Annotated in this window: 19 protein-coding genes; 10 read left to right on the top strand and 9 right to left on the bottom strand. The window is 49.6% G+C overall.

Annotation, left to right across the window (positions count from 1 at the left end; all coding sequences use genetic code 11):
* The first annotated feature begins 204 nt into the window (after positions 1-204).
* The 10 genes from F3H12_RS05755 (at position 205) to F3H12_RS05710 (ending at position 7067) form a co-directional block, all read left to right on the top strand.
* The gene (locus tag F3H12_RS05755; RefSeq protein ID WP_188118399.1) at positions 205-708 is read left to right on the top strand and encodes a YqeG family HAD IIIA-type phosphatase; all 504 of its coding nucleotides are present in this window, start codon (positions 205-207) and stop codon (positions 706-708) included.
* 56 nt (positions 709-764) lie between these two features.
* Positions 765-1043 (top strand): late competence development ComFB family protein, encoded by a 279-nt coding sequence (locus F3H12_RS05750; RefSeq protein WP_149678388.1) that lies wholly within the window; start codon positions 765-767, stop codon positions 1041-1043.
* A 188-nt stretch (positions 1044-1231) separates the two neighbouring features.
* Complete coding sequence (rpsB, locus tag F3H12_RS05745) at positions 1232-2023, top strand: 30S ribosomal protein S2 (RefSeq protein WP_149678387.1); 792 nt, start codon at positions 1232-1234, stop codon at positions 2021-2023.
* Between the two features lie 37 nt (positions 2024-2060).
* Positions 2061-2708: a translation elongation factor Ts gene (tsf, locus tag F3H12_RS05740; RefSeq protein ID WP_149678386.1), complete on the top strand. Its 648-nt coding sequence runs from the start codon at positions 2061-2063 to the stop codon at positions 2706-2708.
* 96 nt (positions 2709-2804) lie between these two features.
* Entirely contained in the window at positions 2805-3518 is a 714-nt protein-coding gene (pyrH, locus tag F3H12_RS05735; RefSeq protein ID WP_149678385.1) for a UMP kinase, read from the top strand.
* Between the two features lie 2 nt (positions 3519-3520).
* Entirely contained in the window at positions 3521-4078 is a 558-nt protein-coding gene (gene frr / locus F3H12_RS05730) for a ribosome recycling factor (RefSeq protein WP_149678384.1), read from the top strand.
* Positions 4079-4186: 108 nt separating this feature from the next.
* Positions 4187-4624, top strand: coding sequence for a GNAT family N-acetyltransferase (locus tag F3H12_RS05725; RefSeq protein ID WP_149678383.1), 438 nt, complete (start codon positions 4187-4189; stop codon positions 4622-4624).
* A gap of 17 nt (positions 4625-4641) precedes the next feature.
* The gene (locus F3H12_RS05720; RefSeq protein ID WP_149678382.1) at positions 4642-5286 is read left to right on the top strand and encodes an SOS response-associated peptidase; all 645 of its coding nucleotides are present in this window, start codon (positions 4642-4644) and stop codon (positions 5284-5286) included.
* Positions 5287-5500: 214 nt separating this feature from the next.
* Positions 5501-5821, top strand: coding sequence for an MGMT family protein (locus tag F3H12_RS05715; RefSeq protein ID WP_243133203.1), 321 nt, complete (start codon positions 5501-5503; stop codon positions 5819-5821).
* A 232-nt stretch (positions 5822-6053) separates the two neighbouring features.
* Complete coding sequence (locus tag F3H12_RS05710; RefSeq protein WP_149678380.1) at positions 6054-7067, top strand: tyrosine recombinase XerC; 1014 nt, start codon at positions 6054-6056, stop codon at positions 7065-7067.
* Between the two features lie 44 nt (positions 7068-7111).
* Here F3H12_RS05710 and F3H12_RS13575 read toward each other — a convergent pair whose 3' ends face one another.
* The 9 genes from F3H12_RS13575 to F3H12_RS05675 all read right to left on the bottom strand — a co-directional run bounded on the left by F3H12_RS13575 (position 7112) and on the right by F3H12_RS05675 (position 15492).
* Positions 7112-7246, bottom strand: coding sequence for a hypothetical protein (locus tag F3H12_RS13575; RefSeq protein WP_279231989.1), 135 nt, complete (start codon positions 7244-7246; stop codon positions 7112-7114).
* A gap of 49 nt (positions 7247-7295) precedes the next feature.
* Positions 7296-7640 carry a hypothetical protein gene (locus F3H12_RS05705; RefSeq protein WP_149678379.1) on the bottom strand — a complete coding sequence of 115 codons (345 nt, stop codon included), beginning with the start codon at positions 7638-7640 and terminating at the stop codon, positions 7296-7298.
* A gap of 93 nt (positions 7641-7733) precedes the next feature.
* Entirely contained in the window at positions 7734-8000 is a 267-nt protein-coding gene (locus F3H12_RS05700; RefSeq protein ID WP_149678378.1) for a YkgJ family cysteine cluster protein, read from the bottom strand.
* A 133-nt stretch (positions 8001-8133) separates the two neighbouring features.
* Positions 8134-9657: an aminopeptidase gene (locus F3H12_RS05695; protein ID WP_149678377.1), complete on the bottom strand. Its 1524-nt coding sequence runs from the start codon at positions 9655-9657 to the stop codon at positions 8134-8136.
* Between the two features lie 223 nt (positions 9658-9880).
* Entirely contained in the window at positions 9881-11362 is a 1482-nt protein-coding gene (gene spoIVA / locus F3H12_RS05690; protein WP_340162574.1) for a stage IV sporulation protein A, read from the bottom strand.
* Positions 11299-11730: a hypothetical protein gene (locus tag F3H12_RS13225; protein WP_188118400.1), complete on the bottom strand. Its 432-nt coding sequence runs from the start codon at positions 11728-11730 to the stop codon at positions 11299-11301. Before F3H12_RS13225 ends, spoIVA begins: the two co-directional genes overlap by 64 nt.
* 27 nt (positions 11731-11757) lie before the next feature.
* Positions 11758-12501 (bottom strand): GntR family transcriptional regulator, encoded by a 744-nt coding sequence (locus F3H12_RS05685; protein ID WP_149678375.1) that lies wholly within the window; start codon positions 12499-12501, stop codon positions 11758-11760.
* A gap of 90 nt (positions 12502-12591) precedes the next feature.
* Positions 12592-14022 carry an adenylosuccinate lyase gene (gene purB, locus F3H12_RS05680; protein ID WP_149678374.1) on the bottom strand — a complete coding sequence of 477 codons (1431 nt, stop codon included), beginning with the start codon at positions 14020-14022 and terminating at the stop codon, positions 12592-12594.
* A 201-nt stretch (positions 14023-14223) separates the two neighbouring features.
* Positions 14224-15492 (bottom strand): aspartate aminotransferase type Ic, encoded by a 1269-nt coding sequence (locus tag F3H12_RS05675; protein WP_149678373.1) that lies wholly within the window; start codon positions 15490-15492, stop codon positions 14224-14226.
* Positions 15493-15530: the final 38 nt, after the last annotated feature.

Below are 15530 nucleotides of genomic sequence, written 5' to 3'. Positions count from 1 at the left end.
CCGTACTTTAAGCAATTGAAAGCAATAGCGGCTAGTATGAGCATTATTTAGTAATCTCCAAAGAAGGTGTCTAGCAAAATCCTACAACAAGTTGACACCGTCCGGCAAAAGCACTGTGTTGCACCGACAGCCGGGGAAATGGTAAGCTAATGTCGTAATGAAATGAAGCGTCAAACGCTTCAGGCAATACCGGAGGACTTGCAGATGGGACATTTGCTAACCCCTGATGCCTTTCTGAAATCCATCTATGCCATCCATCCCGATGGCCTGCGCAAGCTTGGCATCAAGGGCCTGATCCTGGATATCGACAATACCCTTGTACCGACCTATACCAGGGATGCGGACATAAAGATCAAAAGCTTTCTGGAGGAGTTGAACAAAAACGGCATCAAAACCGTGATCGTATCCAATGCCAAACAGGCAAGGGTAGAACAGTTTTGCCGCTATCTGAACATAGATTACATTTATAAGGCCAGAAAGCCCTTAAGCAACGGCTTCCTCAAGGCTGCCGGCAGGATGGGGCTTGAGCCCTGTCATGTGGCTATTGTCGGTGATCAGCTGTTTACCGATATCCTTGGCGGAAACCTTTTGGGCATGAAAACGTTCCTGATAAAACCAATTGATGACAACGAGCCCTTTTTCATTAAGTTCAAGCGGCTTTTTGAAAAACCGTTTCTCAGAGGCAGGCATTACATGGATAAATTATGATGAATTGTTTTTTCGGATATGCTATAATCCATATCAAAAGATGAGGAGGGAAAAATATGCTTTCAATAAAAAATTACATGGAAGTCATTGTGATGAATGCGATGGATGATATCCTCAAGGATATCAACATGTGCAAATGCGAGAAATGCAGACTGGATATTGCGGCCAAGGCCTTGAATGATTTGCCTCCTCAGTACATAGTCTCTGAAAAAGGGGTGATCTATTCCAAGATCAACAATCTGAAGGCCCAGTTCGAAGTGGACGTGATTGCCGCCATAACCAAGGCAGCCATACTGGTAAAAAGAAATCCCAAGCATGACGAAACCGGCGAGTAGGAGCATGATATCATCCTTTTGCCGAATTCCCATGTTTCGGATATTTTCTGTTGTCACGGCATAAAGCCTGTGCTATAATACTACAGGTGTTTTCAGTACACACGTTGCCCGATTTACAGTTTGTGCTTTGAAAAAAGTGGGCTGTAAAGCTGAAGGCGACGGAGGATTAACAAGAAGGAGGAATTGACATGTCAGTTATTTCAATGAAGCAACTGCTCGAAGCAGGCGTGCATTTCGGTCACCAGACCAGAAGATGGAATCCGAAGATGGCCGAGTACATCTTCACCGAGAGAAACGGTATCTACATCATCGATCTCCAGAAAACCGTCAAGAAAATTGAAGAAGCCTACTACTTCATCCGCGATCTGGTGATGGAAGGCGGAACCATTCTCTTTGTGGGAACCAAGAAGCAGGCTCAGGATGCCATCAGGGAAGAAGCTGAACGCTGCGGCCAGTTCTATGTCAACAACAGGTGGCTCGGCGGTATGCTGACCAACTTCAAGACCATCCGCAAGGGTATCGATCGCCTGAATGAACTGAAGCGATTTGAAGCTGAAGGCGTATTTGATGTGCTTCCCAAGAAGGAAGTCATCAAGCTGAAGCTGGAAATGGAGAAGCTCCAGAAGAACCTGGGCGGTATTGTTGAAATGAAGAAGCTTCCCGGCGCCCTGTTCGTTGTCGATCCCAAGAAGGAAAGAAACGCCATTCTGGAAGCACGGAAACTGGGTATCCCCATTGTCGCCATCGTCGATACCAACTGCGATCCCGATGAAGTGGATTATGTCATCCCTGGTAATGACGATGCGATTAGAGCCGTTAAACTCATTTCCTCAAAGATTGCCGACGCCGTCATCGAGGCCAGGCAGGGTGAAATGGGTTCTGCAGCCGTTGACGAGGCACCTGTCTCCGATGAGGGAAACGCTGCGGAAATGAGTGATGAAAATGAAAATATTGCAGAAGCTACAGTAGAAGAAGCTTAATTCGGGAATATGAACCAGTGTCAGGAGGAATGTACAGATGGAAATCAGTGCTTCAATGGTAAAAGAATTGCGTGAACGCACCGGAGCAGGGATGATGGATTGCAAAAAGGCCCTGATCGATGCCAATGGTGATGCCGAGAAGGCGGTTGAGCTTCTGAGGGAAAGGGGACTTGCCAAGGCTGCCAAGAAGGCCGGCAGGATCGCATCCGAAGGTATCGTTGATGCCTACATCCATGGCGGCGGCCGTATCGGCGTTCTGGTAGAAGTCAATATAGAAACCGACTTTGCCGCAAAGAACGAAGATTTCAGAGCTTTCGTAAAAGATATTGCCATGCAGATTGCCGCTATGAATCCGCAGTATGTGAGGAGAGAGGAAGTTCCTCAGGAAGTCATTGACAGGGAGAAGGAAATCCTCAAGACCCAGGCCATGAACGAAGGAAAGCCTGAGCACATTGCGGAGAAGATGGTAGCCGGCAGAATCGAGAAGTTCTTCAATGAGGTATGCCTCCTGGAGCAGCCTTTCATTAAGGACAACGACAAAACCGTTGAGGAAATCCTCAAGGAAAAGATCGCTCTCATCGGCGAGAACATCAATATTCGCAGGTTTGCCCGCTTTGAGCTTGGCGAAGGCCTGGAAAAGAAGAATGAAAACTTCGCTGAAGAGGTTGCCAAGCAGCTTAAATAATCGGCTTAAAGGGTATTTTGAGTTTTCAAAATACCCTTTTGGTATCTATACCATGCTGCCATCGATTGATTTCATTCTACTATGTTGGAGGCAACTATGGCTTTAAAGTACAAGCGCGTTATGCTTAAGATCAGCGGGGAAGCGCTCGCGGGAGAAAAGGGTTTTGGAATTGATCAGAACATCCTCAGCAAGATCAGTTCCAAGATCAAGGAAGCCCATGATATGGGAGTGGACATGGGCATCGTTGTGGGTGGCGGAAACTTCTGGCGCGGACGGAGCAGTACCGGAATGGACCGGACGACCGCCGACCATATGGGCATGCTGGCAACCGTCATCAATGCGCTGGCCCTTCAGGATGCCCTGGAGGAAAGGGGAGTCCCCACAAGGGTACAAACGGCCCTTGAAATGCCAAGGGTAGCCGAAACCTACATCAGAAGAAGAGCCATACGCCACATCGAAAAAAGGCGGGTCGTCATTTTTGCCTGCGGCACCGGTAATCCTTATTTCTCAACAGACACCGCCGCCGTATTGCGCGCCGCCGAGATAGAAGCCGAAGTCATCCTGCTGGCCAAAAACGTTGATGCTGTTTATGACAGCGATCCGAAGCTGAATCCCAATGCGGTCAAATACGACCGGATCAGCTTCATGGAAGTGCTCAGCAAGCAGTTGGGCGTCATGGATTCTACCGCCACATCCTTGTGTATGGACAATAATATTCCCTTACTGGTATTCAGCATAAAAGAGCCGGAAAACATTATCAGGGTTTTGAATGGTGATAATGTTGGTACATTTGTAGCAAGGGAGGTCTGATTATGACAAAGGATAATTACAAGGCATATGTGACAAAAATGGACAAGACCCTGCAGGTGCTGAAGGAAGAGCTTGCAGGCATTCGTGCCGGCAGAGCCAACCCGCATTTGCTGGACAAGATCACTGTGGACTATTATGGTTCTCCGACTCCTATCACTCAGCTGGCCAACATCACCGTACCGGAAGCCCGGCAGATCACCATCCAGCCTTGGGATGCCAAGATTGTGAATGATATCATCAAGGCCATCCAGACCTCGGATCTCGGCCTGAACCCCAACAGCGACGGCAAGGTGATACGCCTGATATTCCCGCCTCTGACCGAGGAAAGAAGGCGTGAACTGACCAAGGACGTCAAGAAGATAGGCGAAAGGGACAAGGTGGCCATTCGCCAGATCAGGCGTGATGCCCTGGAAGCCTTCAAGAAGATGGAGAAGAACAAGGAGATCACTGAGGACGATCTGAAGGATGCCGAGAAGGATATCCAGAAAATCACCGATGAATATATCGATAAGATCGATCAGATCGTTGATGCAAAAGTAAAGGAAATCATGGAAGTCTGATGTTTGTCAGGCTACATAAACGACGCATCATGACTAAGTGGGGATATTGAACCACTTAGTCATTTTCATATGGATGCCTGATCACAAAAGGCCAAGGAGAAAGTTTATATGCGAATCGAGGAGATCAGCGGAAATGACAGGGAACAGGCTTTAAAGCTAGTCCTGTCGGTTTTCATGGAATATGAGGCTCCGGATTACTCGGAGCAGGGTATGCAGACGTTCAAAGACTTTATTGGCAATCGGGAGGCCATAGACTGCCTGAAGATCTATGGGGCTTACCTGGATGATGAACTGGTCGGCGTCATCGCCACAAGAAACCATGGCAATCATATCGCACTGTTTTTTGTGGACGGCAGGCATCACCAGAAAGGCATAGGGCGAAAACTGTTTGAATATGCTCTTGAAAAAAGCACCGGCAACAAGATCACGGTCAATTCTTCGCCTTATGCGGTTGAAGTCTATAAAAAGCTGGGCTTTGTGCCCAACAGCGGAGAACAGGTTGTGGACGGTATCCGGTTTACGCCGATGACGTACATAAAAGGATAAGGAACCAGGTGATTGGGATGTGCGGAAGGTTCTATGTGGCAGAAAAGGATCTGGACGATTTTGCGGCACTGGTGAATCAGGTGGAAAAGCATTTGCTGAAGAAAGCCGGCGAGATCTTTCCGGGAGATTATGCACCGGTGATTACGCCGGGGAAGAATCATGAAACCGGCCTGGAAGAGGGGGGTAGGCCCGACCAGGTCCATGCCCTGAAATGGGGTTTTCCATCAAAAAGCGGGAAGCTCATCATCAATGCCCGCTCGGAAACCATCGCGGAAAAGCCCATGTTCCGACTGCCGTTTGAGCGCAGAAGATGCCTGATACCTGCCCGGGGATTTTTTGAATGGAAGGACAGCGAAACGGGGAAAAAGCGCGTTAAGTTCTACATCGCTCCGCCGGATTCAAGCCTGATTTTCCTTGCCGGTATCTACTGGTTCTTCAATGACAATTCGGGAAACCTGATTCCGTGCTTCACCATCATCACCACCCAAGCCAATGAGGATATCCTTCCGCTGCACGACAGGATGCCCGTCGTCATCGACAGGGAGAATAAGGACACCTGGCTCTATGGTGACCACCGTTCAGAAAGCGTCAGGAGCCTGATGCTGCCCGCACGAGCCGGGCTTCTGCTGCCTTCATTGGCCGAGAAAGTGGACCAGTCCTGAAAAGGTGGTGATGTGATACTGTCATGACATGGCAACATCCTGCTATTGCGGACCTGGTCTCGCATCAAAAAGAAGGAACAACATCTTGTCGTCTTGATGTAATGACGTTATACTATATCATTACAACCTGGTTATAATAAATTGGGGAAGCACGCCAGCATTCCGTTTTATATGCCATTGGCGCATACTCAAGAGGTTCATGATGAACGCTTTTATGAAAAAAGTTTATGAAATCGTATCACGCATACCGAAAGGAAAGGTAGCCACCTATGGCCAGATAGCGGCTCTCTGTGGCAATCCGCGAGCAGCCCGGGTTGTAGGATGGGCCATGCGGCATGCGCCCGAACACCTGGCTCTTCCTTGTCACAGGGTTGTGAACCAAAGCGGAAGGCTGGCGCCGGATGATGTCTTCGGCGGTCAGCATATCCAGCGTGAAATGCTGTTGCAGGAAGGCATTCCGTTCAGGGAAAACGGATGCATCGATATCAAAAAATGCTTATGGATTCCCGGACAGTCTGACCGGATGGTTCCGTAATCTGTGTTCACCGTCTTTCAGCAGTTTGACATTTGGGAGGATGGGGTTTTGTGAGAGAGAAGCGGTATAAAAAATATAATTCACATTATACAAAATAAAAATTTTGTTTAATATAGAAGGGTAAGTGGTATAATATAAGCATCAGGGATTCCAGGATTGTCCAAAATCCATCCCTGCTTATAGAGTACATAAACGGATAATGCTTACGAATACATACTGAAAGGATGTTTTTATGTCGGTGATTTCCTATGAGGACATGCCTGATATCGCCGTTGAATTCCTCAATTACATGCTGACTATCAAGGGCAAATCCATTAAGACCGTTCAGGAATATTATTATGATCTGCGCACCTTTTTCCGCTATATCAAGCTGACCACACGCCCTGGCTTCAAGGACGCGGATTTTGATACCATCGATGTTCGGGATATTACACTGGATGACATCAAAAAAATTGATCTGGCCGATCTGTACAGCTTTATGTCCTTCATCAGCAGGTTTCGCGGCAATTCCGCCGTTACCCGTGCCAGAAAGGTCGCCTGCCTGAGATCCTTTTATAAATATCTCTTTACCAAGGTCAAGCTGATCGACTACAATCCGGCCGCTGAACTGGATTCTCCAAAGGTGGTTCACCGGCTGCCCAAATATCTCAATGTGGATGAAAGCATCCAATTATTGGAAAGCGTTGAAGGCAAGAACCAGGAAAGGGATTACGCTATCCTGGTCCTCTTTCTGAACTGCGGTCTCCGGTTATCGGAGCTCGTCGGGATCAACCTTTCCAACATACGCGGTGACACCCTCACCGTTATCGGCAAGGGCAACAAGGAACGCACCATTTACCTGAACCAGGCCTGCCTGGACGCGATCAACGCCTATCTGCGCGTGAGGCCTGTGGAAGGTGTCAAAGACAAAAACGCGCTCTTTTTAAGTGAAAGAAAACAGCGAATCAGCCCGAAAACCGTTCAGTACCTTGTAAAAAAATACCTGGGCGCTGCAGGTCTTGACACACAAAAGTATTCCACCCACAAGCTCAGGCATACTGCGGCCACGCTCATGTACAAGCACGGTCATGTGGATATTCGCGCCCTTCAGGCCATTCTGGGCCATGAGAGCATCGCCACCACCGAGATATACACCCATATTGACGACGACCAGCTCCGCAGGGCTGTTGAGAGCAATCCCCTTTCCAGCTATTCCGGGCGATTGAAGCAAAGGGGCAAAACATCAAAGGCCGGTCCCCAGGACTGACGGAACCGGCCTCTAGCAGACAAGTTAAGGCGCATCTGACGGGTTCATTTCTTTGCGTATTTATTCCGCAATTCCCGTTCAAGCTCCTCTGCCACTTTACTGCCGTAGTGGTTGAAAATTAGCGCAGCAACAAATACGATACCGCAAAAAACGATAACGCCGATATCTAGCACGCTCACGGGAGTGCCACCTCCTTACCCGATATTCAAGATTCAGACAAAGAGGTACTTATTTGAATTTGCTCCCGTGATAGCGATTGGACAGAGCTTCGCGAATCTCCCTGCGCAGATCGGAAAAAAAAAGCCTTCTGTAATCGGATTTGGCTGCCCAGGCTGCGAGGGCAAATGCCATAAAGGCTGCCAGGCCAACGTATGCAATAATGCCGAGGACGGATCTTCTGGCCTCATCTTCCGCAAAACAGAGGGCTGTTGGACCGGTTTTGCTGAGCGAGAAAAAAAAGCCATCAAAAGATCCCTGGCGGTTATCCGTGCCAAAGGATAAACCGGCCAGATTAATGATGCATACCAGGATGAGAATGATGACGAACAGAATCCTGAACTTTTGCCTGTTCAATGGGATGTCTCCAGTCCAAAGCATGATACAGATTCCATTATATCATAGAACAGCCTTGCAGGTTCAGGTGTAGTTTACCACAGTCGTCATTGCCTACAGGTCCCGATCCGGTTTTGTCGCCTGTTCCAGCATGGCCAGGTAACGCCAGGCATGGTCGTTGTCTTCGCCGCACATTTCCGGCGTTGGCTCCAGTGAGACGCAAACGGCCGGCCTTTCAGGTTTCCCAAAAAGCTTGCAGCGGTTGTCCTCCGTCAGATTGACGCACCTTTCCCCTGCTTTCTTGCCATGCGGCATCCCGGGGATGGGCGAAGATATGGAGATGACTACGCAGCACGCGCCGCAGCCCGGCCTGCATTCCATAGCACGACCCCGCTTTCCGACAAATGATGCCACCCTGCCGTCCTTACCGGCAGGATTCGCTATTCATGATGCTTATTGATTGCAGATCGGCCAAAAATAAGGGTTGTACCGCCGTACAACCCTTTGCCGTTTTCTATTTCAGGAATACCGAGTAACCTTTGAACGCCGCATAAACATCTACCTTGCTGACCACTTCGAAGGGTGCATGCATGGATAATACCGGCACGCCGACATCCAGCACATCCACGCCCAGATTGGCGATCATCATGGCGATGGTACCGCCGCCGCCCTTGTCAACAGCGCCCAGTTCGGTGATATGCCAGGGGATCTTGTTTTCATTGAAGAGCCTGCGAATCTCGCCGACAAACTCGGCATGGGCATCGCTGGCTCCCGATTTACCCCTGGAACCGCTGAATTTCAGAATGGCAAGGCCTTTTCCGAGATAGGCCGCATTCAGCTTGTCGTGCGTATCGTCAAAATTGGGATCTACAGCAGCATTCACGTCAGCAGACAGCATCTGCGATTTGTCCAGGCACGAGCGCAGCAGGCGGTCGGAATAGGGTTCCTGTGTCGTCAGCGCACAGAGATCGGCCAAGAAGTTTTCCAGAGCCCTTGACTGGGCGCCGGTATTTCCTACGCTTCCGATTTCCTCCTTGTCGGTGAGGACGCAAACCGCCGTGTATTCAGGATTCTGGGTTTCAAGGATGGCCATCAGGGCCGGATAGGCGCAAACCCTGTCGTCATGTCCGTACGCACCGATCATGCTCCTGTCAAATCCCAGGTCCTGGGCCTTGAAGGCAGGCACCATTTCCAGTTCGGCGGATATAAAATCCTCTTCGGTGATGCCATATTTCTCATTTAAAATCTTCAGGATGTTCAGCTTAAACCGGTTCTTGGCCTCCTTGTCGGGATCCGGACGGGATCCGGCCAGCACATTCATGGCTTCGCCCCTGAAGGCGACATCCAGCTTCTTGTCCATCTGATCTTTGGCAAGGTGAGGCAGCAAATCGGTGATGGTAAACACGGGATCGCCCTCATCTTCGCCGATACAGATATCGATTACCGAGCCGTCGGCTTTCATGATGGTACCATGCAGGGCCAATGGAATAGCCAGCCACTGGTATTTCTTTATTCCGCCATAATAATGGGTCTTCATGAAGACCATATCAGTGGATTCATAAAGCGGATTCTGCTTGATATCCACCCTCGGCGAGTCGATATGGGCGCCGATCATTCGGGTACCGGCTTCACAGGGCTTGTTGCCGATAACGGCCAGCATCATCATCTTTTTCTTCACGATGCGATAGACCTTATCGCCGGGTTTCAAGGGCGTCTTGTTCTCCAACACCTTGTCGAGATCCACAAAGCCATTGCGGATGGCCAGTTCTTCTGCTTCGCGGACAAACTCCCTTTCCGTTTTGGCCTTGTTCAGGAACGCTTTATAGCCTTTGCAGAATCTTTCTATTTCCCGCTCGCTCATGGAAGGATTATCCCACGCGTTCCCGGTTCTGTAAACCAGCTTTTCTGCGGGATTGGTGGCTTCCGCAGCCTTATTCTTGGGAGGTCTTCCCCTTCTTCTTGCGGGTTTTTCTGCAGCGGCTGCCACGGCATCCGGGTTTTTTCTGGGTCTTCCGCGCTTTCTCTTTTCTTCAGCCATATTACGGGTTCTCCTTTCTTTTTTCCGCAACCATTTATTTCAATGCAAAAACCTTCGTTCTGATGCGCATTATATATACCTATTATTTATTATACCACTTTTTCTCACAGCTAATATTTCCAGCGCTAAAATTATGCCCAAAAAGAACCGGTCACAGCCATACCGGACTGTGACGCGTCAAACAGCGGAAATGTGAAAGGCCATATGGTAAAACGGGGATGGATCAGAGTATGATGCAGATCAACCCGCCGCTGCCCTCGTTGATGATCTTTTGCAGGGTCTCCTGCAGCTTCAGCTGGGCATCTTCAGGCATCCGGAACAGCTTGTTCTGGAGGCCTTCCGATATCAGTTCATGCAGGGATTTCCCGAATATATTGGATTCCCAGAGCTTTTCCGGCGCGCCTTCGAATTCTTTCAGCAGATAATTGACCAACTCTTCCGATTGCTTTTCGGAACCCACCAGCGGCGCTATTTCGGTCTCGATGTCGGCACGGATCATATGAATGGATGGCGCGCTGCCTCTGAGCTTGATGCCAAAGCGGGTTCCCTGGCGGATGATCTCCGGAGGCTCCAGGGTAAGCTCGTCGATGCTGGGCGTTACGACACCATAGCCCTTTGTCCTGACTTCCTGGAGCGCATTGGCGACCTTGGCGTATTCAGCACGGATGGCGGACAGTTCCTTGAGCACCGAAAACAGGCGCTGCTCGCCGTCGATCTCCAGACCGGTCTCCTCCTTGATCACCTTGAAGAACAGGCCATCGGAAGGCTTCATCTCAAGGCAGACTTCTCCGGTACCCATCTTGACATCCTGGATGGCGGTTTTGCTCAGGAAGTCATAAACATTGAATTTTTCTGCTGCTTCATAGACATTCTGCACCGTGGATCTGTCCGAGAAGGCGTTCCTGATGGCATTGATCAGCTCTTTCTTGAGCCAGTGTTCATTGTCCAGCGAAAGGATCCAGCCTGGAATGTTGAAGCAGATTTCGCGTACCGGGAAGTCAAGGAGAATGCCGTTCATAATCCTGTTGATGGATTGAAGTCCAAGGTTCAGACAGTCAACCGGTATCACCGGTTTACGGTATTTGCTGCTCAACTCTTCTGCCAGGGCTTTGCTTTCCGGGCTTTCAGGCGTGGTCGAGTTCAGCAGGATGACAAACGGTTTTCCTGATGCCTTCAGTTCATTGACCACCTGTTCCTCGGCTTCTTCGTATTCTTCCCTGGGAATATTGGTGAATGAGCCGTCGGCTGTAATCAGGATGCCAATGGTGGAGTGATCATTGATCACCTTCCTGGTGCCAATGGCTGCCGCTTCCTCAAAGGGTATGTCATAATCATACCAGGGCGTCTTGACCATCCTGGGCATTTCACCGTCCATATGGCCGATGGCGCTCTTCACCAGGTATCCCACGCAGTCGACCAGCCTGACGCGCATGCTCACATTGTCGTCCATGGTCACCGTAACCGCTTCATTGGGAACGAATTTGGGCTCAGTGGTCATGATCATGCGCCCTGAAGCGCTCTGGGGTGTTTCATCAACGGCCCTATCCCGTTCGTAGGGGTTCTTGATGTTCGGCAAAACCAGGGATTCCATAAAGCGTTTGATAAAAGTTGATTTACCGGTCCGTACCGGGCCGACCACTCCTATGTATATATCGCCATTTGTTCTCTCAGCAATGTCGCTGTATATGCTGTACAAAGCTTCCACGGCCAATCCCCCTCTGTTAAAGCCTGCGGCACATGCAAACAGCATGGCCAATCGGTCAGTATAAGTATATTGGCCGCCCCTGCGAGATATGAAAAAATTTTGGGCAGCATTATGATTTTAATATTTTCAGACATGCAGCATAGCGGCCGGTCTTTACCGGGTTCAGCCGCCCCCTGGACGAACAGTTGCCGTTTCGCAGGCATACGGCATGACGGCGGGCTTTGCAGCCTCCCGGCCTGAAGCTTTTTTTCGCATTGCTCCTCGAATAACATTTTGTGTAAAAGAAGATTGCTGCGAAACCACTTTGCATGGATCGCAATAACAATAAAAAGAGCGGATCCATGTCCGCTCTCATAAATCCATGCCATATGATGCATCCGATAATGCCATGACGCTTATTTATGGTTTTCAAAATTCAGAACGCATTTGTCCGCCCGGTATTTGCTGACGATGTATTCCACCGGCTGGCCGTTCTTTGCGTAGAGCATGTTGCTTACACGGATCAGCGGCTGACCCGGCTGTACCTTCAGATAGGCCGCATCCTTCTGATCGGTATAGATGACCTCCAGCACGCTCCTGGAGGTGCTGGGAATCAAGGGATACTTGCCCCTCAGAATATCGTGCGAAGGCTTTTTCAGGCGAATGTCCTCGCAGATGTCCGGAAAATGGTACAGAGGAATATAGGAGGTATTCAGGGAGAATACGTCCCCGCCAAGATTGTTGATGTAGGTAATGGCTGCGAATTCCCCGGGCATTTCCGGCTTGAGCCCGAACAATTCGCCAAGCTTCTCATCCTGTTTGCTGCTGACAACCTCAATGGACACGATGTTCTTCTCGGCAGGATTGTTGCTATCCAGGATGGAATCGGTAAAACCGGTGTAATCCTTGACATGTATGTGGGTTTTCCGGGTAGAAACAAATGTACCCTTCCCCTTGAGCTTATAGAGATGCCCGCTGGCTGTCAGCTCGTTGATGGCCTGACGTACGGTGGGTCTGCTGATATCATACTTTTCACAGAACTCCTGTTCTGAAGGGATTTTGGAATCTGCCTTGAACTCACCCTTTTCAATCTTGTCCAGGATGAGGTTCTTCAACTGGCAATACAATGGCACATTGCTATATTTATTAATGTCTACCATACCAAAACCCTCCATCGCATAACCATATGACGTAATGACAATATAACATGAAAACAAGCTCGGTTCAATAGGACTATCAAGCTATTTCGGTCATGCTTTCAGTTCCACATGGACGTCTGATACCTGGTTGGACCGCAGTAAAGGATAGACATGGGTTTCCAGGAATTCTTCCACCTGTTCACGGCTGCGCCCGATATAGTTGGCGGGAGCAAGAACCGCCATGATTTCATCCTTTGTCATGCCAAAGGCCGGATCGTTGGCAATGCGATCGATGAGATCGTTGGGCAAACCATCGACCTTGATGCGCCTGGCTGCAGCCATGGAATGCTGACGAATCTTTTCATGGAGCTCCTGGCGGTCTCCCCCTCTCTTGACAGCCTCCATGAGGATGTTCTCAGTGGCCATGAAGGGCAGCTCTTCCATGACATGCTTTTCGATGATCTTGGGATAGACCACGATGCCATCGGCAATGTTCTGGTAGATGTTCAGTATGGCGTCTACAGCCAGGAAGGCTTCAGGAATGCTGATTCGCCTGTTGGCCGAGTCATCAAGCGTTCTCTCAAGCCATTGGGTGGATGCTGTAATGGCTGGATTCAGCGCGTCCACGATGACGTACCTGGCCAGGGCGGAGATCCGCTCGCTGCGCATGGGATTTCTCTTGTAAGCCATGGCAGACGAGCCGATTTGGTTCTTTTCAAAAGGCTCTTCAAGTTCCTTCAGGTTTGCCAGAAGGCGCATGTCATTGCTGAATTTATAGGCGCTCTGGGCAACTGCGCTCAGGGCATTGAGAATCCTGGAATCCTGCTTTCGGGTATAGGTTTGTCCTGAAACCGGAATGACCTCGGTGTACCCCATCTTCTCGGCGATGAGCCGTTCCAGCTTTTTAACCTTTTCATGATCGCCGTCAAAAAGGGCCAGAAAGCTTGCCTGGGTTCCCGTTGTCCCCTTGTTTCCAAGAAGCCTGAGATGGGAGATCACAAAGTCCAGTTCCTCCACGTCCATCAGCAGGTCCTGAATCCACAGGCATGCCCTTTTCCCCACCGTCACCAGCTGGGCCGGCTGGAAATGTGTAAAGCCCAGGGTCGGCATGTCCTTATATTTCTCCGCAAAGCGGCTGAGCTTCAGGATGACCGAAAGGACCTTGTCCCTGATCAGCCTGAGGGCTTTATGATAGATGATGATATCCGTATTGTCGGTCACAAAACAGGATGTTGCGCCGAGATGAATAATGCCCTTGGCCTTTTCGCACTGGGTGCCGTAAGCCCGGATATGGGACATGACATCATGTCGGGTTTCCTTCTCGATCTGCTCGGCCAGTTCGTAATTGATTTCATCACGGAAGGCCTTGAGTTCATCAATTTGTTCCTGGGTGATATCCAGTCCCAGTTCCTTCTCGGCTTCAGCCAGGGCAATCCAAAGGGACCTCCAGGTTTTGTACCTGGTATCGGGAGAAAAAAGCTCAAGCATTTCCTGGCTGGCGTATCTCAGATTAAAGGGGCTTTCATACGAATTTCTGGACAAGATATGTACCTCCGGAAGCGATAATATGTCAACCTGACATCAGTACATTAGTACATCAATACGATAATATATCATGTTCATATTATCGGTGCAGTAGTATTATATATCTAAACCATCCAAAAATCCAGTAAAAAAAGAGTGAATTTATTAAGTTTATTCACTCTGCACAAATGAAGATGATATATGTGTGTGGAGGTTGCTTTATACCATTTTTTCCAAAACCGCCAGCTCAACGCAGACGCACAGGATCTCGATGGCTGTTTTCAGCTCGTGGAGCGGCGGATAAGTAGGCGCAATCCGTATGTTGGAATCGTCCGGATCTTTGCCGTAAGGGAAGGTGGCTCCCGCCGGAGTAAACGTAACCCCCGCTTCCTTTGCAAGTTCCACGGTGCGGCGCGCACAGCCCTTCATCACGTTGAGGCTGATGAAATAGCCTCCACGGGGCTTATGCCACGTGGCAATCCCCTTCCCTCCCAGATTCTTTTCCAGAATATCCAGGACGGTTTCAAACTTGGGCCTGAGGATTTCGGCGTGCTTCTTCATATGCGCCTTAAGGTGTTCCGGATCCTTCAGAAAACGGACATGGAGCAGCTGGTTGATCTTATCGTATCCAATGGTCTGAATGGATATCTGCTTTTTCAGGTGGGCAATATTTTCCTTGCTGGATGCCACAATGGCCACGCCGGCTCCAGGGAAGGTCACCTTGGAAGTGGAAGCGAACATATAGGCCCTGTTGGGATGAGCGGCCTTCCGGCATTCCTCAATGATATCCAGCAAAGTATCGGGCGTGTCATACAGATGATGGAAGGCATAGGCATTGTCCCACATGATGATGAAATCATCCGCTGCGGTTTTCATGGCTGCAAGACGTCTGACAACCCGGTCCGAATAGGTGATGCCCGTTGGATTGCTGTACATGGGGATGCACCAGATACCCTTGACAGACGGATCTCTGGAAGCCAGATCTTCCACCATGTCCATGTCGGGACCCTCATCGGTCATGGGAACGGTAATCATTTCGACGCCAAACTGCTGGGTGATGGCAAAATGGCGATCATACCCCGGGCTGGGACATAAAAAGCGTACCTTTTCCAGCCTGGACCAGGGCTGCATAAAACCGTTGAGGCCAAACAGAAAGGCCTTGCTGATCAGGTCATACTCGAGATTCAGGCTGGAATTTCCGCCCACAAAGATCTCATCGATTGAAAGGTTAAACAGCGAAGCAAACAGCCTTTTGGCTTCAACAATGCCGTCCAGCCCGCCATAATTGCGGCAGTCGAGCCCATCTTCGGAGATCAGATCCTTCACGTTATCAAAAAGGCCCATGGAAAGATCAAGCTGGTCACTGCCCGGTTTACCCCTGGACATATCCAGCTTGAGGCCTTGATTTTTAAAGGCTTCATACTTTGTCAGCAATTCTTGTCTCCGTTCAGACAGCCTGCTTGAAGGCATGTTCATACATGCTTCCATCTTTGCTCCTCCTAAAATTTAAGCTACGTTTTATTCTA

Source organism: Thermoclostridium caenicola, from assembly GCF_900142095.1.
GTDB classification, from domain to species: domain Bacteria; phylum Bacillota; class Clostridia; order DSM-8532; family DSM-8532; genus Thermoclostridium_A; species Thermoclostridium_A caenicola.
This window is presented reverse-complemented; position numbering and strand designations above follow the sequence as displayed.

Bases quoted from the DNA above. Each gene is read 5' to 3' on its own strand.
- F3H12_RS05755 (WP_188118399.1), top strand. From the start codon at position 205: ATGGGACATTTGCTAACCCCTGATGCCTTTCTGAAATCCATCTATGCC.
- F3H12_RS05750 (WP_149678388.1), top strand. From the start codon at position 765: ATGCTTTCAATAAAAAATTACATGGAAGTCATTGTGATGAATGCGATG.
- rpsB (WP_149678387.1), top strand. From the start codon at position 1,232: ATGTCAGTTATTTCAATGAAGCAACTGCTCGAAGCAGGCGTGCATTTC.
- tsf (WP_149678386.1), top strand. From the start codon at position 2,061: ATGGAAATCAGTGCTTCAATGGTAAAAGAATTGCGTGAACGCACCGGA.
- pyrH (WP_149678385.1), top strand. From the start codon at position 2,805: ATGGCTTTAAAGTACAAGCGCGTTATGCTTAAGATCAGCGGGGAAGCG.
- frr (WP_149678384.1), top strand. From the start codon at position 3,521: ATGACAAAGGATAATTACAAGGCATATGTGACAAAAATGGACAAGACC.
- F3H12_RS05725 (WP_149678383.1), top strand. From the start codon at position 4,187: ATGCGAATCGAGGAGATCAGCGGAAATGACAGGGAACAGGCTTTAAAG.
- F3H12_RS05720 (WP_149678382.1), top strand. From the start codon at position 4,642: ATGTGCGGAAGGTTCTATGTGGCAGAAAAGGATCTGGACGATTTTGCG.
- F3H12_RS05715 (WP_243133203.1), top strand. From the start codon at position 5,501: ATGAAAAAAGTTTATGAAATCGTATCACGCATACCGAAAGGAAAGGTA.
- F3H12_RS05710 (WP_149678380.1), top strand. From the start codon at position 6,054: ATGTCGGTGATTTCCTATGAGGACATGCCTGATATCGCCGTTGAATTC.
- F3H12_RS05700 (WP_149678378.1), bottom strand. From the start codon at position 8,000: ATGGAATGCAGGCCGGGCTGCGGCGCGTGCTGCGTAGTCATCTCCATA.
- F3H12_RS05695 (WP_149678377.1), bottom strand. From the start codon at position 9,657: ATGGCTGAAGAAAAGAGAAAGCGCGGAAGACCCAGAAAAAACCCGGAT.
- F3H12_RS13225 (WP_188118400.1), bottom strand. From the start codon at position 11,730: ATGGCATGGATTTATGAGAGCGGACATGGATCCGCTCTTTTTATTGTT.
- F3H12_RS05685 (WP_149678375.1), bottom strand. From the start codon at position 12,501: ATGGTAGACATTAATAAATATAGCAATGTGCCATTGTATTGCCAGTTG.
- F3H12_RS05675 (WP_149678373.1), bottom strand. From the start codon at position 15,492: ATGGAAGCATGTATGAACATGCCTTCAAGCAGGCTGTCTGAACGGAGA.